This is a genomic window from Anaerosphaera aminiphila DSM 21120 (assembly GCF_900129925.1).
GTDB classification, from domain to species: domain Bacteria; phylum Bacillota; class Clostridia; order Tissierellales; family Peptoniphilaceae; genus Anaerosphaera; species Anaerosphaera aminiphila.
In genome coordinates, this window is the sequence record NZ_FQXI01000007.1 from 1 (window position 1) to 17279 (window position 17279).

General features: G+C 30.1%; 22 protein-coding genes. 6 read left to right on the plus strand and 16 right to left on the minus strand.

The genetic code is table 11. The annotated features are described in order from the left end of the window. The coding region (locus tag BUB47_RS05530) for a transposase (RefSeq protein ID WP_143270613.1) at positions 1-108 on the plus strand (108 nt) is incomplete at its 5' end. Positions 109-502: 394 nt separating this feature from the next. Here the strand turns inward: BUB47_RS05530 and BUB47_RS05535 are convergent. From BUB47_RS05535 to BUB47_RS05565, 7 genes are all read right to left on the minus strand, one after another. Next, positions 503-769, minus strand: a complete 267-nt coding sequence (locus BUB47_RS05535; RefSeq protein ID WP_073184556.1) for a hypothetical protein — start codon at positions 767-769, stop codon at positions 503-505. Positions 770-780: 11 nt separating this feature from the next. Further along, positions 781-1986, minus strand: coding sequence for a pyridoxal phosphate-dependent aminotransferase (locus BUB47_RS05540; RefSeq protein ID WP_327021295.1), 1206 nt, complete (start codon positions 1984-1986; stop codon positions 781-783). A gap of 12 nt (positions 1987-1998) precedes the next feature. Beyond that, the gene (locus tag BUB47_RS05545) at positions 1999-2973 is read right to left on the minus strand and encodes an ATP-binding protein (protein ID WP_073184558.1); all 975 of its coding nucleotides are present in this window, start codon (positions 2971-2973) and stop codon (positions 1999-2001) included. Positions 2974-2996: 23 nt separating this feature from the next. After that, on the minus strand, positions 2997-4022 hold the full coding sequence (locus BUB47_RS05550; RefSeq protein WP_073184559.1) for a DnaD domain protein: 1026 nt from the start codon (positions 4020-4022) through the stop codon (positions 2997-2999). Continuing rightward, a complete protein-coding gene (locus tag BUB47_RS05555) occupies positions 3998-4606 on the minus strand; it encodes a GNAT family N-acetyltransferase (protein WP_073184561.1) in 609 nt (202 codons plus the stop codon). The genes BUB47_RS05550 and BUB47_RS05555 overlap by 25 nt, the downstream gene beginning before the upstream one ends. Positions 4607-4862: 256 nt before the next feature. Beyond that, a complete protein-coding gene (locus BUB47_RS05560) occupies positions 4863-6257 on the minus strand; it encodes an MATE family efflux transporter (protein ID WP_073184563.1) in 1395 nt (464 codons plus the stop codon). Beyond that, the gene (locus BUB47_RS05565; RefSeq protein ID WP_073184565.1) at positions 6254-6874 is read right to left on the minus strand and encodes an NAD(P)H-hydrate epimerase; all 621 of its coding nucleotides are present in this window, start codon (positions 6872-6874) and stop codon (positions 6254-6256) included. The genes BUB47_RS05560 and BUB47_RS05565 overlap by 4 nt, the downstream gene beginning before the upstream one ends. A 185-nt stretch (positions 6875-7059) precedes the next feature. Here BUB47_RS05565 and BUB47_RS05570 point away from each other — a divergent pair, with 185 nt between their 5' ends. After that, complete coding sequence (locus BUB47_RS05570) at positions 7060-8142, plus strand: DUF3048 domain-containing protein (protein ID WP_073184567.1); 1083 nt, start codon at positions 7060-7062, stop codon at positions 8140-8142. Between the two features lie 673 nt (positions 8143-8815). Here the strand turns inward: BUB47_RS05570 and BUB47_RS05575 are convergent. The 5 genes from BUB47_RS05575 to BUB47_RS05590 form a co-directional block, all read right to left on the minus strand. Beyond that, a complete protein-coding gene (locus tag BUB47_RS05575) occupies positions 8816-9013 on the minus strand; it encodes a hypothetical protein (RefSeq protein WP_073184569.1) in 198 nt (65 codons plus the stop codon). A gap of 201 nt (positions 9014-9214) precedes the next feature. Continuing rightward, positions 9215-9508: a hypothetical protein gene (locus tag BUB47_RS05580; RefSeq protein ID WP_073184571.1), complete on the minus strand. Its 294-nt coding sequence runs from the start codon at positions 9506-9508 to the stop codon at positions 9215-9217. A gap of 23 nt (positions 9509-9531) precedes the next feature. Next, a complete protein-coding gene (locus tag BUB47_RS05585; RefSeq protein ID WP_073184573.1) occupies positions 9532-9861 on the minus strand; it encodes a hypothetical protein in 330 nt (109 codons plus the stop codon). Positions 9862-9900: 39 nt separating this feature from the next. After that, positions 9901-10056, minus strand: a complete 156-nt coding sequence (locus tag BUB47_RS09985) for a hypothetical protein (protein ID WP_159430537.1) — start codon at positions 10054-10056, stop codon at positions 9901-9903. 131 nt (positions 10057-10187) lie between these two features. Continuing rightward, on the minus strand, positions 10188-10439 hold the full coding sequence (locus BUB47_RS05590) for a hypothetical protein (protein ID WP_073184574.1): 252 nt from the start codon (positions 10437-10439) through the stop codon (positions 10188-10190). 159 nt (positions 10440-10598) lie between these two features. Between BUB47_RS05590 and BUB47_RS05595 the strand changes: the two genes are divergently transcribed. Continuing rightward, positions 10599-10985, plus strand: a complete 387-nt coding sequence (locus tag BUB47_RS05595) for a BlaI/MecI/CopY family transcriptional regulator (protein WP_073184576.1) — start codon at positions 10599-10601, stop codon at positions 10983-10985. Positions 10986-10996: 11 nt separating this feature from the next. Beyond that, positions 10997-12043, plus strand: coding sequence for a M56 family metallopeptidase (locus tag BUB47_RS05600; RefSeq protein ID WP_073184578.1), 1047 nt, complete (start codon positions 10997-10999; stop codon positions 12041-12043). Between the two features lie 80 nt (positions 12044-12123). Here BUB47_RS05600 and brnQ read toward each other — a convergent pair whose 3' ends face one another. From brnQ to proC, 3 genes are all read right to left on the minus strand, one after another. Further along, positions 12124-13464 carry a branched-chain amino acid transport system II carrier protein gene (brnQ, locus tag BUB47_RS05605; protein ID WP_073184579.1) on the minus strand — a complete coding sequence of 447 codons (1341 nt, stop codon included), beginning with the start codon at positions 13462-13464 and terminating at the stop codon, positions 12124-12126. Between the two features lie 404 nt (positions 13465-13868). Continuing rightward, entirely contained in the window at positions 13869-14453 is a 585-nt protein-coding gene (locus BUB47_RS05610) for a DJ-1 family glyoxalase III (RefSeq protein ID WP_073184581.1), read from the minus strand. Positions 14454-14472: 19 nt separating this feature from the next. Beyond that, positions 14473-15255 (minus strand): pyrroline-5-carboxylate reductase, encoded by a 783-nt coding sequence (gene proC / locus BUB47_RS05615; RefSeq protein WP_073184583.1) that lies wholly within the window; start codon positions 15253-15255, stop codon positions 14473-14475. A gap of 90 nt (positions 15256-15345) precedes the next feature. On the opposite strand from proC, the gene BUB47_RS05620 reads away from it, so the two are divergent. Both BUB47_RS05620 and BUB47_RS05625 read left to right on the plus strand, forming a co-directional pair. Next, complete coding sequence (locus BUB47_RS05620) at positions 15346-15909, plus strand: chromate transporter (RefSeq protein ID WP_073184584.1); 564 nt, start codon at positions 15346-15348, stop codon at positions 15907-15909. A gap of 1 nt (position 15910) precedes the next feature. Next, on the plus strand, positions 15911-16456 hold the full coding sequence (locus BUB47_RS05625) for a chromate transporter (RefSeq protein WP_073184713.1): 546 nt from the start codon (positions 15911-15913) through the stop codon (positions 16454-16456). Here the strand turns inward: BUB47_RS05625 and BUB47_RS05630 are convergent. Continuing rightward, a complete protein-coding gene (locus BUB47_RS05630; RefSeq protein ID WP_073184586.1) occupies positions 16453-17178 on the minus strand; it encodes a YoaK family protein in 726 nt (241 codons plus the stop codon). The two genes, BUB47_RS05625 and BUB47_RS05630, sit on opposite strands and share 4 nt — an antisense overlap. Positions 17179-17279: the final 101 nt, after the last annotated feature.

The window sequence follows — 17279 nt, forward strand, 5'->3', positions numbered from 1 at the left end:
GGAAGAACGGAAGGATTTAACAATAAAATCAAAGTGATTAAACGAGTATCTTATGGATATCGTAATTTTGAGACCTTTAAGAAGAGGATTTTGTGGTGTTGCAGTTAATTTAAACAAAAAATTATAATAAAAATTGAGGTAGGAAAAAACCTACCCCAACATTTGACAATGAACCAACAAAATCAAATATTTCTATAGATTAATTGGATCTCAGTCACTTAAATCTTGTTTTTAAGCGTTTCAAGGGTGTACAGTAAATTCTATCCACTCGCTAATGCTTGTGGAGAATTCTTGCATAAAATCTATGACGAAATTAGAAATTTCTATAGATTGTTAAATGGGTGGGAGTTTGAGGGAGGGCTATGAGGAAAAATCTTAGGTTCCCTTTGCCTTCCCTCAAGAATTATTAAGATTAAATTTAAAAAATAAAATCTAAACATAAAAAATACACCCTCAAAATTAGTTTAAACTAACTTTAAGAGTGTATTTGTAAATTCAAGTCCTATACTAAATTTTTAAATTTAAATAAAAAGAACAACAATATTAATGCTGCATAAATTATAAGCAGTCCCTTTACTAATCTTTTATCTTCAGCTCTTACAAAAAATATTCCAACTATCATAACCAGAGCTATTACTACATACTCTGCTATTCTAATATATTCATTGTAAACTCCAGTTTTCCACTTTATTTCTCTATAGACAAACTGTAATGCTATTAGTATTACGGCAAGGCCTATAAATATCTTTTGCAAATGTTCCTTTTTCAAGCTGTACACCTCTATTGATTTGTCAATTGTCTATATTTTTCAAGTCCCTTGCCTAAAATTTCTATAGCTCTCTTTAAATCGTCTCTATTTATTACATATGCAAGCCTAACTTGACTTTTACCCACGTTTGAATCGTGATAAAATCCATCTCCAGGTGCAATCATAACTGTTTCTCCATTGTCATCAAAATCTGTAAGCATCCACATTGCAAAGTCTTCCGCATCTTTTATTGGAAGGTCCGGCATTATATAAAATGCTCCCTCAGGTTTATAGACCTTTACTCCATCTATTTTTTTAAGTTCTTCGTATATACAGTCTCTTCTCTTTTGGTACTCTGCATTTACTTCTTCAAAATAACTTTTATCTACATTGTAAAGTTCTGCTGCTCCTATTTGATCTATTGTTGAAACAGCAAGTCTTCCTGTTGCAAGTTTAATAATTTCTGTCATCAGAGCTTTGTTTTTACAAAGTATAGCTCCAATTCTTGCTCCACATGCTCCAAATCTCTTTGAAACTGAATCAAGCAAGATTAATCTATCTTCAATTCCCTCTATTTCTGCAAAGGACATAAAGTCTTTTCCATCAAAGATAAATTCTCTATAAACTTCATCTGCAATTATAAATAAATCTTTTTCCTTTGCAACTCTAACTACTCTTCTAAGTTCTTCTTCTGTATAAACTGCACCCGTTGGATTAGACGGGTTAGAAAGAAGTATTGCAGCAGTGTCTTCGGTAACTGAATCTCTAATTGTCTCATAGTTTGGAAGTCTATATCCCGTTTCTACTGTTGTGTCAAATGTAACGGGATTTATGCCGCACTGTCTAAATATAGTGTAGTAATTGGAGTAAAAGGGATTACAAGTCAGTATTTTTTGTCCCAATTCTGAAACTGCAACTATTGAAAATACCAGAGCTTCACTAGCTCCTGTAGTTATAATAATTTCACTTTCAGGGTCAAAATCCGCTCCCCTGTCTCTATAGTATTTACAAGTTTGCTCCATAAGTGATTTCATTCCCTTTGACGGAGCATAGTCTAATGTTTTTAAATTAGTGTTTCTTATAGCATCGAAAAATTCATTAGGTGTCTTAGTATCTGGGGCGCCTATATTTAAGTGGTAAACTTTTTTACCATCTGCTTTTGCTTTTTCCGCATATGGAGTTAACTTTCTTATAGCTGAATAGGGTACTTCTTTTATTCTCTGTGATATATTCATCATATCTTCCACCTCTTATGAATTAATTTTTAATCTTAAATCTTCGCCAAAAAATTTAATTGGTTCAAATTTTTGAAATACTCTTGAAAACACTCTATCTGTGTACTTTTGTGTAAGCTCATTTGGTGATAAATTTGTAGAGATTAGTGTCTTCTTTCCCCTTAGTATTCTAGTGTTTACTATATTAAAAATCTCCGATGCTGAAAAAGAATTTGTAAATTCAATTCCCAAATCGTCAATTATTAATAGCTCGCAGTCAAATAATAAACTATATTTAACTGAATTCACTTCGTTTCTTCTAAATTTTCTATCTTCTACCAGCTCAATTGTATTGAAAGCTGTCTGATAAATCACTGCCACATTTCTGTCCAATAATTCTTTTGCTATACAGTTTAACATAAAAGTTTTGCCCTGTCCCGTTGCTCCGTAAAATAATAGGTTCATATCATTTTTTTCGTAAAATGTCTTTACAAATTTTCTGGAGAGCATTAGAATCATTTCCATATTTTCTCTTGGAGAAATTCCCTCACTTTTATATATTTCAGTGGAAAATATTCCAAGGTCAAATGTGTTAAAATTTTCTTTTGTCAGTGTATAGCTCATATTGCTTATTGAGTACAACTCTCTTGCAATTTTAGCTTGCATACAGTGACACCTTGATCCGTCTTCTAAAACTCCTGTGTCTTTGCAGTCCTCGCAATTATATATGTCATCTAAATAATTTCTACTATACCCGTTTTCAAGAAGAAGCTTTTCTTTCTCGCCCCGAAGGGCGTATATGTCCTCGTTTATTTTTCTAAGTTCATCTAGAGAAGGACTTTTTATTTGACTTTTTAGAGCATCAAATCCAAGTGTTGAAGTACACTGATCTATGTTTTTTATCTCAGGTACGCTTGAATAGACTTCTTCTTTTCGACTTTCCATTTCTCTTCGATTTTTGTCTCTTTGAAGCTCATATTCTCTTTCAATTTTTCTAAACATATCCTTCATTTTCATCATCCCAATTTTAATTCTTATCTATTTTCAGTTTCGTCTTCTCTTAAGTTTTTAAAGAGGGCCTCTCTTTTCTTTCTGGCAAGGTCTTCCAAATACTCTTCCGGATACTCGTCACTTAATTGTTTAAAATTGTGAAATTTTGTCTTTTTAACTTTCTTTTCTCTCTTGTCCAGAACTTCTATGTCATCAACTGACTTTATGCCCTTTTCATTCCAGTTAAGCAGTATTTTATTTACATATCCCAAGTTTGGATTGTTTATATTTACACATTTATCACAGGCTGCCATTACTAAGTCCATGTTCATTTCATACTTGTCAAACCAGTTGTTCACAAGTTCAAAGTCAGTGTTGTTAAATGACTTATTTGAAATTCCTATTCTGTCTTTAACTTTTAAGAATCTGTAGTACTTTTCATCGTACTCAAAATAACTTTTTTGTATGTCTTCCATTGTCCTAATGTTATTTTCAGACCAGTTTCTAACTATTGCCTCTATATATGAAAGTTTATTTACTTTTTTTATTTCCGTAGCATACCAAAATGCCTCTTCAATAAGCTCTACAGGCATATTGTAAGTATCTCTCCAAGATGCAATATCTTGTTTCTTCGCCACTGAAATTTGTCCTCTCAAGTAGTATTCAGCCTTTGAGAGTAAATCTGCAATTTTAGAATCGTCTAATATTGAATTTTGGTCTATTCTCTCTTCTATTTTTGGAGCAGAATAGATATTTTGAATATACAGTTCTTTTAAATTTAAAAAAACTATATTAAAACTTCCGTCTTCTTCATATTCTTTTAATATTATGCCCACTTTTTCCCAGTAGTCCCAAGCTCTTAGCACGTCTGATTCAATTAGTCCCAGTAAATCTGCAACTAAGTGAAAATCAAAACTTCTAACGCCTCCAGACTCTCTGGCCAGTTTATAACTCATTAAATATACTTTGACAAAATTGCCGTCAGCACCGGGCATATAATCATTTATAAAAATATTTTCAATCGGTGTGTCACCTAAATCCATGCTTAATTTTTGAAGTTTGAAATACATTTTACCACCCCATCGAAAGTATTTCTATACAAAACCATTTTATCTACATAAAAAAACTTGTTTCCCAGTATTATTTTAAATTTATTTCTCAAATCTCTATATTTTTCTTCATTTAAATCAAATTCTCTGTTTTGGTAGAGTTGTATTCTGGAGGAATACTTTTTAAACCCCATTTTTTCATAGAGAGAAATTGCCCTTATATTGAACCTTGCAACATCTAAGTACAATTTTTCAAATTTCCACTCATAAAAATAGTAATTGAGCATTCTATATAGGACCTCTTTTCCAAATCCCTTTTCGACTTTCCCTGATTCTATTACTATTCCAAGAACTGCACTTTTCTTTCTCTTGTTTACATTTTTAAAGCTAATATAGCCTATAGGAACTTCCTTTAAAAAAATAGTGAAGTAAATATTTCTGGGATTTGACGTCTTCCACAAAAACCACTCTTCTATTTCTCTATCACTATCTTCGTCAAAATTATAGTCGCTAAAAAGTGGACTCTCATGACTTTCCCAATTTTTAAATTTATATACATCTTGAAGTGTCATTTTTTTTATGATAAGTCTTTCACTGTAAATCATTAGAACACTCCCTACTATAATATACTATTATTTTTTTTATTTGTAACAGTTTTACTGAAAAAATATATAAATCTCAGTATTTTAAAGTGACAATAAATAATATGTACTTATTTTTGATTGTTAGAAACAATAATATAATAAATAGGAATATTTTTCAAGATATAAACTACTATAGTCTTAAATATACTTCCTATCTTATTTAAAAATCACCTTATATTGACTTCCAACAACTTCAATACAAGGTGATGTCTTTAATTTAACTTTCTGTTTTGCCTTTGAGCTTATTTGTTTCTATATCAGGTCTCCACTTTCCAAAGTAGTAGTACAGAGCCATTAGTATACAAGTTACTGTCCAGGAAATAGGATATGAAAGGTATATTATCTCTATTCTTGGCCAAGCTTCAAGTGCAGTGTATATCCACAATATTCTAAGTCCGCACATTGAAATTATAGAAATTACCATAGGTCCCATGGCTTTTCCTGAAGCTCTTATAAAGCCGCCGTAGACCTCGCTTATTCCAAATATAAAATATCCCAAAGCCAAGTAGTACAGACACTTCACACCGTACTCTATAACTTGTGGATCCTTGTTAAATATTCCAATTAGCTCCTCTGCAAAAATTACAGATATTGCTGGAAGCACTATTGCAGTTCCAACTACAAGTGCTATTGAAACTTTTAAACCGTCTTTTATTCTGCTGTACTTCTTCGCTCCAAAGTTTTGTCCTGCAAATGTAGTTGCCGCAAGGGCTATTGCCTGTAGAGACATAAATATAAAACCATCTATTCTACTCTCTGCGGCAAGTCCTGCAATTGCATCAGAGCCGAATATATTTATCTTTGACTGAATTAACACATTTGACAGTGAAATTACTGAACCTTGAATTCCCGATGGAATACCTATTTTAAAAATTGCCCTTAAGCTACCACTATAAAATTTAATGTCTTTTAACTTTAACCTAAATATGTTGTCAGACTTCATAAGACTGTATGTCACAAGTCCGGCAGCTACAAATTGAGCTATAAAAGTAGCCCAGCCTGCTCCCACAACTGACATCTTTAGTGTCTTTACAAATACTAAGTCCAAAACTATATTTATAGCTGCACTTACAAGTAAAAAGTTAAAAGGTCTTTTAGAGTCTCCAACTGACCTTAAAATACTGGCGCCCATATTGTAAATTAAAAGTGGAATTACACCAATAAAAAATATTCTCATATATGCAACTGCATCGTCCATTATCTCTACGGGAGTATTTAACATTCCCAGCAAAATAGGCGATACAAAATATCCCACTACGGACAATATAATTCCACCTACAATTGCAATGGCGTAGGCGGTGTGAATGGAGTCATTTAAATTTCTTCTATCCCCTGACCCAAAGAGCTGCGATATTACAACAGAAGCCCCTGTTGTAAGCCCTACAAACAAACCTATTAAAAGGTTTGAGACAGGACCTGTGGCTCCAACTGCTGCCATTGGATTTTTACCTGCAAATGTACCAACTATCATTAAATCCGCTGTGTTGTATAGCTGTTGCAGAAAGTTTGACAGTAAGAGTGGAATTGCAAAGTATATAATTCCCCTCATTATAGAGCCTTCAGTCAAATTTATATTTCGTTTTTCATTTAATTTTAATCTTCTTTTTTTCATATTTTCGGCGCACCTAAGTATATATTAGTTATCTTTCCACAAATTACATTGTCTACCATTCCGTCTTTTTCTTCATAAATAGTCATAGTCTCATTTGCAAACACTGCCTCACCAAGTACTTCTCCCGTATTTGCATCAATTCCTGAGGGAATATCTATGGAAATCGTATAATTGGAGTGTTCATTTATTGCCTTTACAACCTCTTTAAAAAGCCCCTCTACTTTTCTGCTAAGGCCTATTCCAAAAATACAGTCCAAACTCACTTCATTTACTTCCAGAGAATCTATTAATTTTTCAATATCCTCTACATTCTTTATCTTAAAAATATTAGTAGTTAAAGTTTCAAGTATTTCTAAGTTTTCCCTTAACTCTTCACTTTTAGCATCTCCAACTACGAATGTGTCAACTTCTCTTCCATTTAATAAAAGATGTCTTGCAACAGCAACTCCATCTCCACCATTATTCCCCTCGCCACAAATTACTGTGTAGGAGTCATATTTATTTATCTCATTAAAAATACCCAGAGCTGCATTTTCCATTAAGATTATTGGCCTTATCTTATGTACTTCTGTAGCGTTTCTATCAATTTTAAACATCTCTTCTCTTGATAAACTCATGACACACCTCTTTATTAAACTATACTACATTCATTTATAAATAATTATATCATAATCTACTTATGTTAAAAGAGGTTTCTCCCATAAATAAATAATGTTGATTTTTCTTCCCAATATACTTAAACTATTTATAGTGGAGACCATCATCTCCATTTCTTAAAAATATTACATACGGAGAAGATTAAATGAAAAAAAAGATAATTTTAGTTTCACTGCTTTCTATTTTACTTTGTGGCTGTTCAGGTCAAAAGAATCCTAGTGAAAATTCTACAACAGAAGTTGAAAAAATTTCTTACTATGCACCACTTAGCGGAGAAGAAACTACAGAAGATATTAAAGAGGAACCTGTATTTGCAGTAATGCTGGATAATCACCCAGATGCCAGACCTCAATCAGGGTTAAATGATGCAGAAGTTATATATGAATTTAAAGCTGAGGGCGAATACACCAGATACCTGACACTCTTTATGAAAAATAAAGTAGATGTACTTGGACCTGTTAGATCTGCAAGACCTTACTTTGTAAATACAGCTGCAGAATATAATGCAATATATGCCCACTGGGGCGGCTCAGAAGCGGGATATGCTCAAATACCGAAAGTTGGAGTTAAAAACCTTGATGGAATTGCACTTGAGGGGATAACATATTATAGAAATAAAGACGTAAATAAAAAAAGACCTCACGACGGATATACAAGCTATGAATTAATGCATGAAAAGGCCTCTCAACTTGGCTACTTAGATGAACCTACAACTGTAAAATCTTTTGAGTTTGACCACAGTAAAGACCTTGAAAAAATCAATGCACAAATGGGAGCGGTAGAGGCCACTAAAATATCACTGGACTTTTTTAAACACTACAACACCACATTTGAATATAATCCTGAAACCAACTCCTACCTTGCCATAAGAGATAGCGAACCTCTAATTGACGAGAGAGACTCTTCAAATGTAATGGCAGATAATATTATAGTTCAATTTGCAAAATCTTACGTTTCAGGACCAAATGCCACTTTAACTATAGAAAATATTGGAAATGGTGAGGGAAAATTAATTACAAATGGAAAAATAATAGACATCACTTGGGAAAAAGACTCTGAAAGCTCAAGAACTATCTTTAAAACACTTTCAGGAGAGGAAATAACACTTCTTCCAGGCAGAACCTTTATAGAAGTTCTGGACCCAACAGACAATATAGTAGTTGAACCGATTCCAGCTGTTGAAGAAACCGCTGATACAACAGAAAATACTGAAGTTAAGACTAAATAAATAAAAAAGGAACTTTCTATAATATTAGGAAGTTCCTTTTTTAATACATATTCTTTTTTATCTTTTAAATATTTCTCCTTACCAAACTTTTAAATCACAATAATATAAAGGTTATTAAAATTATAATAATATATGAAATTGTCCAATAAATTAAGCTAGCTTTAGTAATTATCTGCTCTCCTCTAATTTGAGCTACAATTTAACAATCTATAGAAATCTACGATTTCGTCATAGATTTTATGCAAGAATTTCCCAAGAGAACGAAGTTCGATTGGTTGAAATTCACTGCTACTCTTTTATTTTGTCAATTTTATTATTTGAGAATTAATAAAAATTAAAATAATTTAGTTTAGTCTAGCTAAAATATAAAGAAGCATTTATTTTTCTCTAAAAGTCATTTTAATACATTTTTGAGGGAGGGCAAAGGGAATTGCGATTTTCCCTCATGGCCCTCCCTCAAACTCCCTCCCCTTTAACAATCTATAGAAATTTCCAATTTCGTCATAGATTTTATGCAAGAATTCTCCACGAGCATTAGCGAGTGGATAGAATTTACTGCTACACCCTTAAAACGCTCAAAAAATAAAGTTTAGCGAGTGAGTAAAATTTAATGTCAATATTTTATTTAGCAACATAATACACTTTCAATATTTCTATGTACCAAACTACTACATCAAAACAATATAAATATAAAGGTTATTAAAATTATAATAATATATGAAATAGTCCAATAAATTAAGCTTCCCTTAGTAATTATCTGCTCTCCTTTAATTTGAGCTACAATTATTTTAGAAATACATATAATTAATAATACAGAACCTGTAACAAGAGCAAAGTTTTCTCTATAAAAGTCCCAGAATTCCAATAACATTTTAATAACCTCCTTATCTTTAAATTAGTCATATATTGTAATTTAATTTATAAATTTCACCTATGTTAATATCTACGTAATTCACTTACTAAAAATTAAACTTATAATATTTATAAAAGCAATTCCACCTAAATAACCAAGAAAAATATTTCTTTTGAATATTTTTCCATTTTAATAACCTTCCTTATTTTCAATTTAAAACTATTTAAAAAATGTTAAAATAGAACTTCCCAGTAAATATCCTACAAAAAAATTTCTCAACATAACAAAAGGTGTTTTACTAAAAGATAAATATAATTCACTATTATGTTTTTTTATTAAATCTATTATTATAGCGGCTAAAATAATTATCCACGGAGCAACTAAACCTCTAATCTGCATATTATTTAATATAAATATCTTTGGGAAATACATTGTCGTCAAATAATAAGCCATTACTCCCAACGGGAAAAATATAATAAATAGTATCGTGTTTTTTATTAAATTTTTATTCATATTACCTCCAAATTTTAAAACTACTATTCAAATTCTTTAATATATTTTATAAGCATAGTCCAAGATGCCATTCCCGAGACTCCAAAATATGCTTTTTCTAAAAAATAATTTACTTCATTTTTCCCTTCTAAGTGCATGTATAAGAGAAGATAAGCAATATAAAATGTAATGGCTATTATTCTTTTTTTACCACTTAATACAAATATGCAAGCAGTAATATATACACAAGATATTTTTAAAAACAGTACTATATTTTCATCTATTACGTTTAGATAATATATTAAATCAAGTGATACTAATATAACAAATGCCAGCATAAAGAGTATAAGTAGTTTTTTATTAATATTTATCATTATTATGTTTCTCCTTATTTTTAAATTTACCTAAAAATCTTAGTCTTTTCCTGAGGAGAATACTAAGACAAAAACAATAATACCTACAAGAGGATTGGGTATTATTATTGTTGCTATAAATCCTGCAACTAACCCTTTTAAAAACTGTATAATAAACTCATCTAAATCATCAAAAATATTGTTATTTTTATTCATTTATTATTCTCCTGAATACTTATATAAGAAATATGTAACAAAACTATTTTTAAAATTTCCCTTTTATTTTAAATTAATTTATAAAATATTTAAAACTTAAAATTCTTAGCTTCACGCTATTTCAGCCTAATTTATACACTTTTTACTTTTACACATCCTATATAGAATGCAATACTTGTCAAAAACATATATCCTACATCCCTAAAAGAACTTATACTTAATTCTTCACTTGTAATTAAAATAATTAAAAACCATATGATGTCAATTGTAAAAAATAGAACACTTAAATTTTTAAATCTACCTGTTATAGAAAAAAATACTATTAATATTCCAATAAATACTACAGTTGATATTCCAGAAACTACTGCAAAAATTTCTAACATTTAAAACATCTCCTAAAATAAGACTAACACTATTTTAATATTTAATTTAGTGTTATGTTTACATAATGCCATTTGTTATATATGATGTCAACTCTTTTTTTATTGCTTTAATTTCCTTTAAATACTATACTTATATATAATATTGAAGGGGGAGTATTTATGAATGATAAACACATAGAATTATCGGAAAATGAAGAGCAAATACTACAAACTATGTGGCGTGAAGATAGACCGTTAACTCGTTCAGAAATAATAAATTTAACAGAAAATAAAACATGGAAAGAAAGTTCTATTCACATTCTTTTAAATCAGCTACTGGATAAAAAGGCCATCTATGCCAATGAAATTGTAAAAACTGGCAAGGGCTTTGGGAGAACTTACTTGCCGCTTATTAAAAAAGATGACTATGATTTTAACAAGCTTAAAAATGAAGCAACTGCTTTAAATCCAAGTGATTCTTCTATTAAAAAATTTCTTTCTTTTTTAGTGAAAACTGATAAAATAACTAGCGAAGAAATTGATGACTTAGAGGACTTGTTAAAATAAGGAGTTTTAAATTGGATATTAATGTTTTTTCTTTTATTATGTCTGTTATATGGTTTAATATTTTTATATTAATTATTAATTTTTTTAGAAAACGTGATAAATTTATTTCAAATTTTAATGTCTATTCTATTTTATTTTTAATATTATTGGCAATAATTCGTGTTATTTTTAGTTTTGACTTTAAAAATGCAATAATAATTAATTCAGAAAAAATTTACCCTATATTTTATAATTTTATAACTTATGAATTTTCACTTAATAGTTTAAATTTAAGAATGTATAATATTATTATATTAATATGGGTTGTGGGAATATTAATTTTAACCATCTGTGATATTTTAAATTTTATAAAATTTAAAAAAATATTAAACACATATAAAAATATTTGGAATAAAAATAATGAAACTGTACTAGGCGAGATTATAAAATCTCAAAATATTGGCAAGAAAATAAATATTGTTCAAACGGAAAATATTAATTCACCAATGATTGTAGGTATTAATAATCCCACTATATATTTGCCAAATATAAATTTTACCAATGAAGAGCTTCACTTTATAATTTTTCATGAATTAAATCATTTTCTTGGAAAGGATATTATAAAAAAAATATTTATGCAAATTTTTAAAAATATATTTTGGTGGAACCCTTTTATTCATATTTTTGCTAAAGATTTTGATAATATTTTAGAAGTACAGTGTGATTTAAGAACTACCAAACATATGACAAATTTAGAAAAAAAAGACTATTTGAAAAGTATTGCAAAAGTATTAAGAAATGATGTAAATAAATTTGAAACTTATAAAGTAGAGGTTGCCTCCTACTTAATAAATACTAGTAATTTTTATGATATAAAGCAAAGATTTAAAATTGTTTTAAATTGTAACTATAAAAGTAAATCAAAATATATTAATATTTTTATTTGTATATTATTTTTTATATTATTTATAGCTTCGTACTTTTTCATATTTAAGCCTTTTTACTTCCCTGAAGATGAAGGAATTTATTATAAGGAAGGTTATGATACCTTTCTAATAGAAAATGATGAAATATTTTAATTTAAAGGAGATTTATTTATAAAAACAAAATAGCTACTATAAGACTAATTAAAGTTCTATAGTAGCTATTATTTTTTTAATTATTTTGCAATTTTCACTTTTTTACTTACTATAATTCCAACTATAAATCCTATAATTGCTATTGAAATCCACCCGAATCCCGCTTTTGCAAAGGGTATTATATTGTCATAGCCATTAGTTAAAAATAAAACAGCGCTGTTATTAGAAATTGCTTCAGGGCAAGATTTAAGTGCATCTACAAAGCTCACAATGCCTGTAAATAGAAGTGTAATTCTCCAGACAACTAGATCTTCCTTAAATACCCTTGATACAAATATAAGGGCTATTAAGACGATTGCAAGAGGATAGAGAAATACAAGCACTGGCATAGATAAATCCAATAGCATATTTAAACCCACATTTGACACTAAAAAACTAAATCCTGTTATTATACATATAAATCCAAAGTAACTTATTTTCGGATACATTTTATTAAATGTCTCTGAACAAGCTGTTATAAGTCCTATTGCCGTTTTAAGACAGGCCACCGTAGCTATTATTGAAAGCAGTATTTGTCCCGGAACTCCAAAATAGTAACTTGCTATTTGATTTAAAGCCACTCCACCATTTTCTGCTACTGGCATTTGTCCCAAACTAGAGGCTCCCATAAATATTAGTGAACCGTAAATTAAAGACATTAAAACAAGGGTTACTATCCCTGATTTTAGCGTATACTTTGCAATTTCCGATGGCTCATTTACACCTAAGTTTTTAATTGAATTTATAACTATTATAGAAAATGCCAGTGATGCCAATGCGTCCATTGTATTATAGCCACCTATAAATCCTTGGCTAAAGGAGTTTGTAACATAAAGTTCTCCGGCAGGTTGCTCAAATACATTTCCCATTGGAGAAATAAAGGACTTTATAATTAAAATTGACAACAGCACCAAAAATATTGGATTTAATACTTTTCCAACCCACACCATTATTTTTGAGGGCTTTCTTGAAAATAAAAAGGCCACTATAAAATATATTGCAGTAAATAAAAATAAAACCAGCTTTGTATTTTCCGGACTTATAAAAGATTTAAGTCCCACTTCATATGCCACTGTTGCAGTTCTAGGGAGAGCAAAAAATGGACCTATTGTCAAATAGAGTGCCACTGTAAAAAACACTCCAAATTTTTTACCTACTTTACTGGACAGTTCAATTAATCCCTCAGAACCTGATATTCCCATTGCCACAGTTCCAAGTATTGGAAGTCCCACTGCTGCAATTAAAAATCCAATCATTGCCAAAATTAATTTTGAACCTGCCTCTTGACCTAAAAATACTGGAAATATTAAGTTTCCGGCACCAAAGAAAAGTCCAAATAACATTGAACCTATAAGCATGTAATCCTTAAATTTTTTACTCATAATCCCTCCTAGAAAATATTTTTCATTAAATAAATTTTATTTTATAAAGATTTTTAAATACTTGAGAGAGGGCGAAGGGAATTGCGATTTTCCCTCATGCCCTCTCTCAAACTCTCTCCCCTTACACCCTTGAAACGCTTTCAGGTTTTCTAAAGGCTAAAGGACTTTGTTGAAAACTATAACAGATACCTAATAAAAATCTTTAATTCTGTTATAAATTTTATACAAAAATTTTCCATAACAATGGGGAGTGAACAAAATCTACTGTCATTATTTGATTTCATGGATAATTATTTCTTATTATGAAAATCTCTTTTAAAATAAAGTAAAATTTATTTTTAATATTTAGACTATCTAAATACTTTTTATAAATTATACCAAATTTTTTACATCTCACATAGTAATTATTTAACTTTACCTTCTTTAATAAAGTCAACTAAGTTAGTAAATAGAACACTGCTCTTAACTTTATTTGAAGTGTCTTCATCTTTTAAGATGCTGATTAATTCAAAGGCAAGTACTTGAGCAAAAGATGGTCCCATTGAAGTTACTATGTTTTTGTCAATTACTACAGGCTCGTCAACTCTTCCCTTTTGTTTTAAATTTACTTCATATCCAGGGAAACAAGTGAATTTTCCCTCTTTTAAAATTTCTGCCTTGTCCAGTACTATTGGACCTGCGCATATTGCCACTACTAACTTTTCTTCATTGTCAAAAACTTTTACCAACTCTAAAACTCTGTTTTCAGCAGCTAAATTTGTAGCTCCGGGAAGTCCACCAGGAATATATACAGCTCTATAGTCTTCAATGTTCATTTCATCAAAGGTCTTATCTGCTAAAACTGTAATACCATGAGTTCCCCTTACTTTTTTACTATCTGTAATACTTATAAGTTCGACTTCTAATTCTGCACGTCTTAAGTAATCACAAACAGTTAACGCCTCTATTTCCTCAAATCCATCTGCTAAAAAAATAAGTAAATCTTTCATTTTAAAATCCCCTTTCAATTTACATATTCTTAGATTTCTCAACTGTTGCATTTATTGCATCAATAATAGAACCTCTAAATCCTTTTTCCTCCAACACTTTAAGCCCTTCAATAGTAGTGCCTCCCGGAGAAGTTACCATGTCTTTTAATTCTCCTGGATGTTTTTTAGTTTCAAGTACCATTTTAGCTGAGCCCAATACACTTTGAGCTATAAACTCATATGCATCAAATCTCTTCATTCCATTTAAAACCGCCCCATCAGCTGCAGCTTCTATAAACATATAGACATATGCAGGAAGACATCCACAAGTTCCTGAAAAAGCAGGAAAGTACTCTTCTTCTAGTATTGCAACTTTTCCTATTAAGTTGAATATTTTCTTTACTTCTTCTATTTCTCCTTCTGTTAAAAGTGTATTTGGACAAATTGCCGACATTGACTCGTAGACCAATGCAGGTGTATTTGGCATTATCATTGCTATTTTTCTATTTGGCAGTAAATTTTCTAATTTTTCTATAGTAAATCCAGGTGCTATGGATATTAAAATCTTATCTTCACTAAATTCATTTTTTATTTCGTCTATTACAGTTTTATATAAATTTGGTTTTACAGCCAAGATAATTATTTTAGACTTCTCTACCAAATCTATATTGTCTTTTGCTATTTGAACATTGGAAAAGCTCTTGTATTCACTTAATTTTTCTGCACTTCCATCAGAAACTATTATTTCTTCTTTATTGTTTATAAGTCCATGGGCTATTGCTCCGCCCATATTTCCAATACCTACTATTCCCACTCTATTCATAGAAATATCACCTCTATATAATTATGGCACAAATTTCTTTAATTTTCTACTATTCCAGCCTCTTGTGCTATAATTAAATTGGTGATTTAAATGAAAAAAGTATCTCTAGCAAAGCTGTTTTTTACGTTTTTTAAAATTAGTGCAGTAACTTTTGGCGGAGGCTATACAATCGTTCCAATAGTAAAGGACGTCTTTGTAAATGAATTAAAATTAATAGACGACGATGAGATGACAAACTTAGTGGCACTGGCTCAAAGTGGCCCGGGTGCTATGGCTGTTTCAACTTCCATACTCACAGGCTATAAGTTAAGGGGTCCTATTGGTGCTATAACTTGTTTAATAGCCTCGGCTCTGCCATGTCTCTTGATACTATCTATAGTATCTGTGTTCTATACACAATTTAAGACAAATTTTTTTATAAAGTCTGCACTTGATGGAATTAGTGGTGTTGTATGTGCTGTGCTTTTAGTTACTGTCTTTAATATGGGAAAAGCTGCCTATAAAAACTATCCTATTTTTTCATCTGCAATAATGATTTTAGTTTTTGTCTTGGGATTTTTTGTAAATATTAGTACAGCTCCTCTTCTACTATGCTCTGCAATTCTTGGCATATGTGTATTTTACGTAACAGATAGGAGGAAGGAAATTGAGTAATATACTAATAGAGCTCTATCTAACTTTTTTTAAAATAGGCTCACTTGCCTTCGGCGGAGGATATGCCACAATTCCCCTAATAGAAAAATATGTAGTTGTGGGAAATAATTGGCTTTCAATGTCTGAGTTTTTAGATTTAATTTCAATTTCTCAAATGACCCCAGGCCCAATTGCCATAAATTCAGCAACATTTGTAGGTCAAAGGGTAAGTGGTTTTATTGGAGCTATAGTTGCAACTGCAGGTATTTTAACTCCTCAATTTATTATAATGATGATATTTGGATACTTCTTATTTTCAAAAAACAAAAAATTTAAAGTACTAGATTGGATTTTAAATGGGCTAAAAGCTGGAATTGTATCGCTAATACTAATATCTGCTATTAATTTAATAAGGACTAGCGTATTTCCAAGTGGATTTGAAAGTATTAACTTTATAGTAATTACAACCTTCGTCATTGGACTTATACTCTACATAAAAAAAGTGAGTATGTTTAAGTTAATAGCCCTTGGTGCAGCACTGGGGATAGGGCTTAATTTAATATTTTAATGGCCACGTGGAACTATATCAAATTTATCTCTCTCCTTTTTTAAATCGGCATAGAGAAATTTTAAAAATATAACACCAAGTGGAATTAAAGTAATTAAAATAGCTCTTCCAAGGTATTTATTGCAAAGTACTGTAGAGATTATTGCCCCTATTACAAAGACTAAAATCATTGTAAAGTGAACAGTAATCTCTTTTTTATCTTTACTTTTTCCATCTCTATAAAATTTTACAATACTGTTTCCCATTCCCTTTAGATGATTTGTACAAAATGTTGTAGAAACAGAAATTTCTCTAGTCTGTCTAAAGGTGTTAAACTGCATTGAACAAATAAAATTTATTGCAATTTGAGATATTTGAAAGGGAGCACTTTCTGGTAAAAATCCCAAAATTGTCACCACAACTATTTCAATAAATATTAACACTGTCTCCCAACGCAATATTTTTAACTTTCTCATTGGATCATATATGACTTCCGATATTGTAATTCCAAATAAATAGGCACTTATTGGAATTACAAAGTATAAAGCATGTGCCCACTGTTTATTTCCAAATGCTATTGCCATTAATACAAAATTTGCAGTTTGAGCATTTGAAAATACTCCACCTCTTATGGTATAAGTAAAGGCTCCATAAAAACCGCTTACTAACATTAAAACCACATAGACCCAAAATTTTTCCACTTCTAAATTTTCACTTTTTACTCTTTCATTTAACTTTGACATTTTCACTTGCTCCAATTTTTTACTCTATACTAAAATTATATTTACTTATATATTCTTTGTAAAGTAAAAAACGTTTTCTTGTTTTTAAAATAGTCAATTAA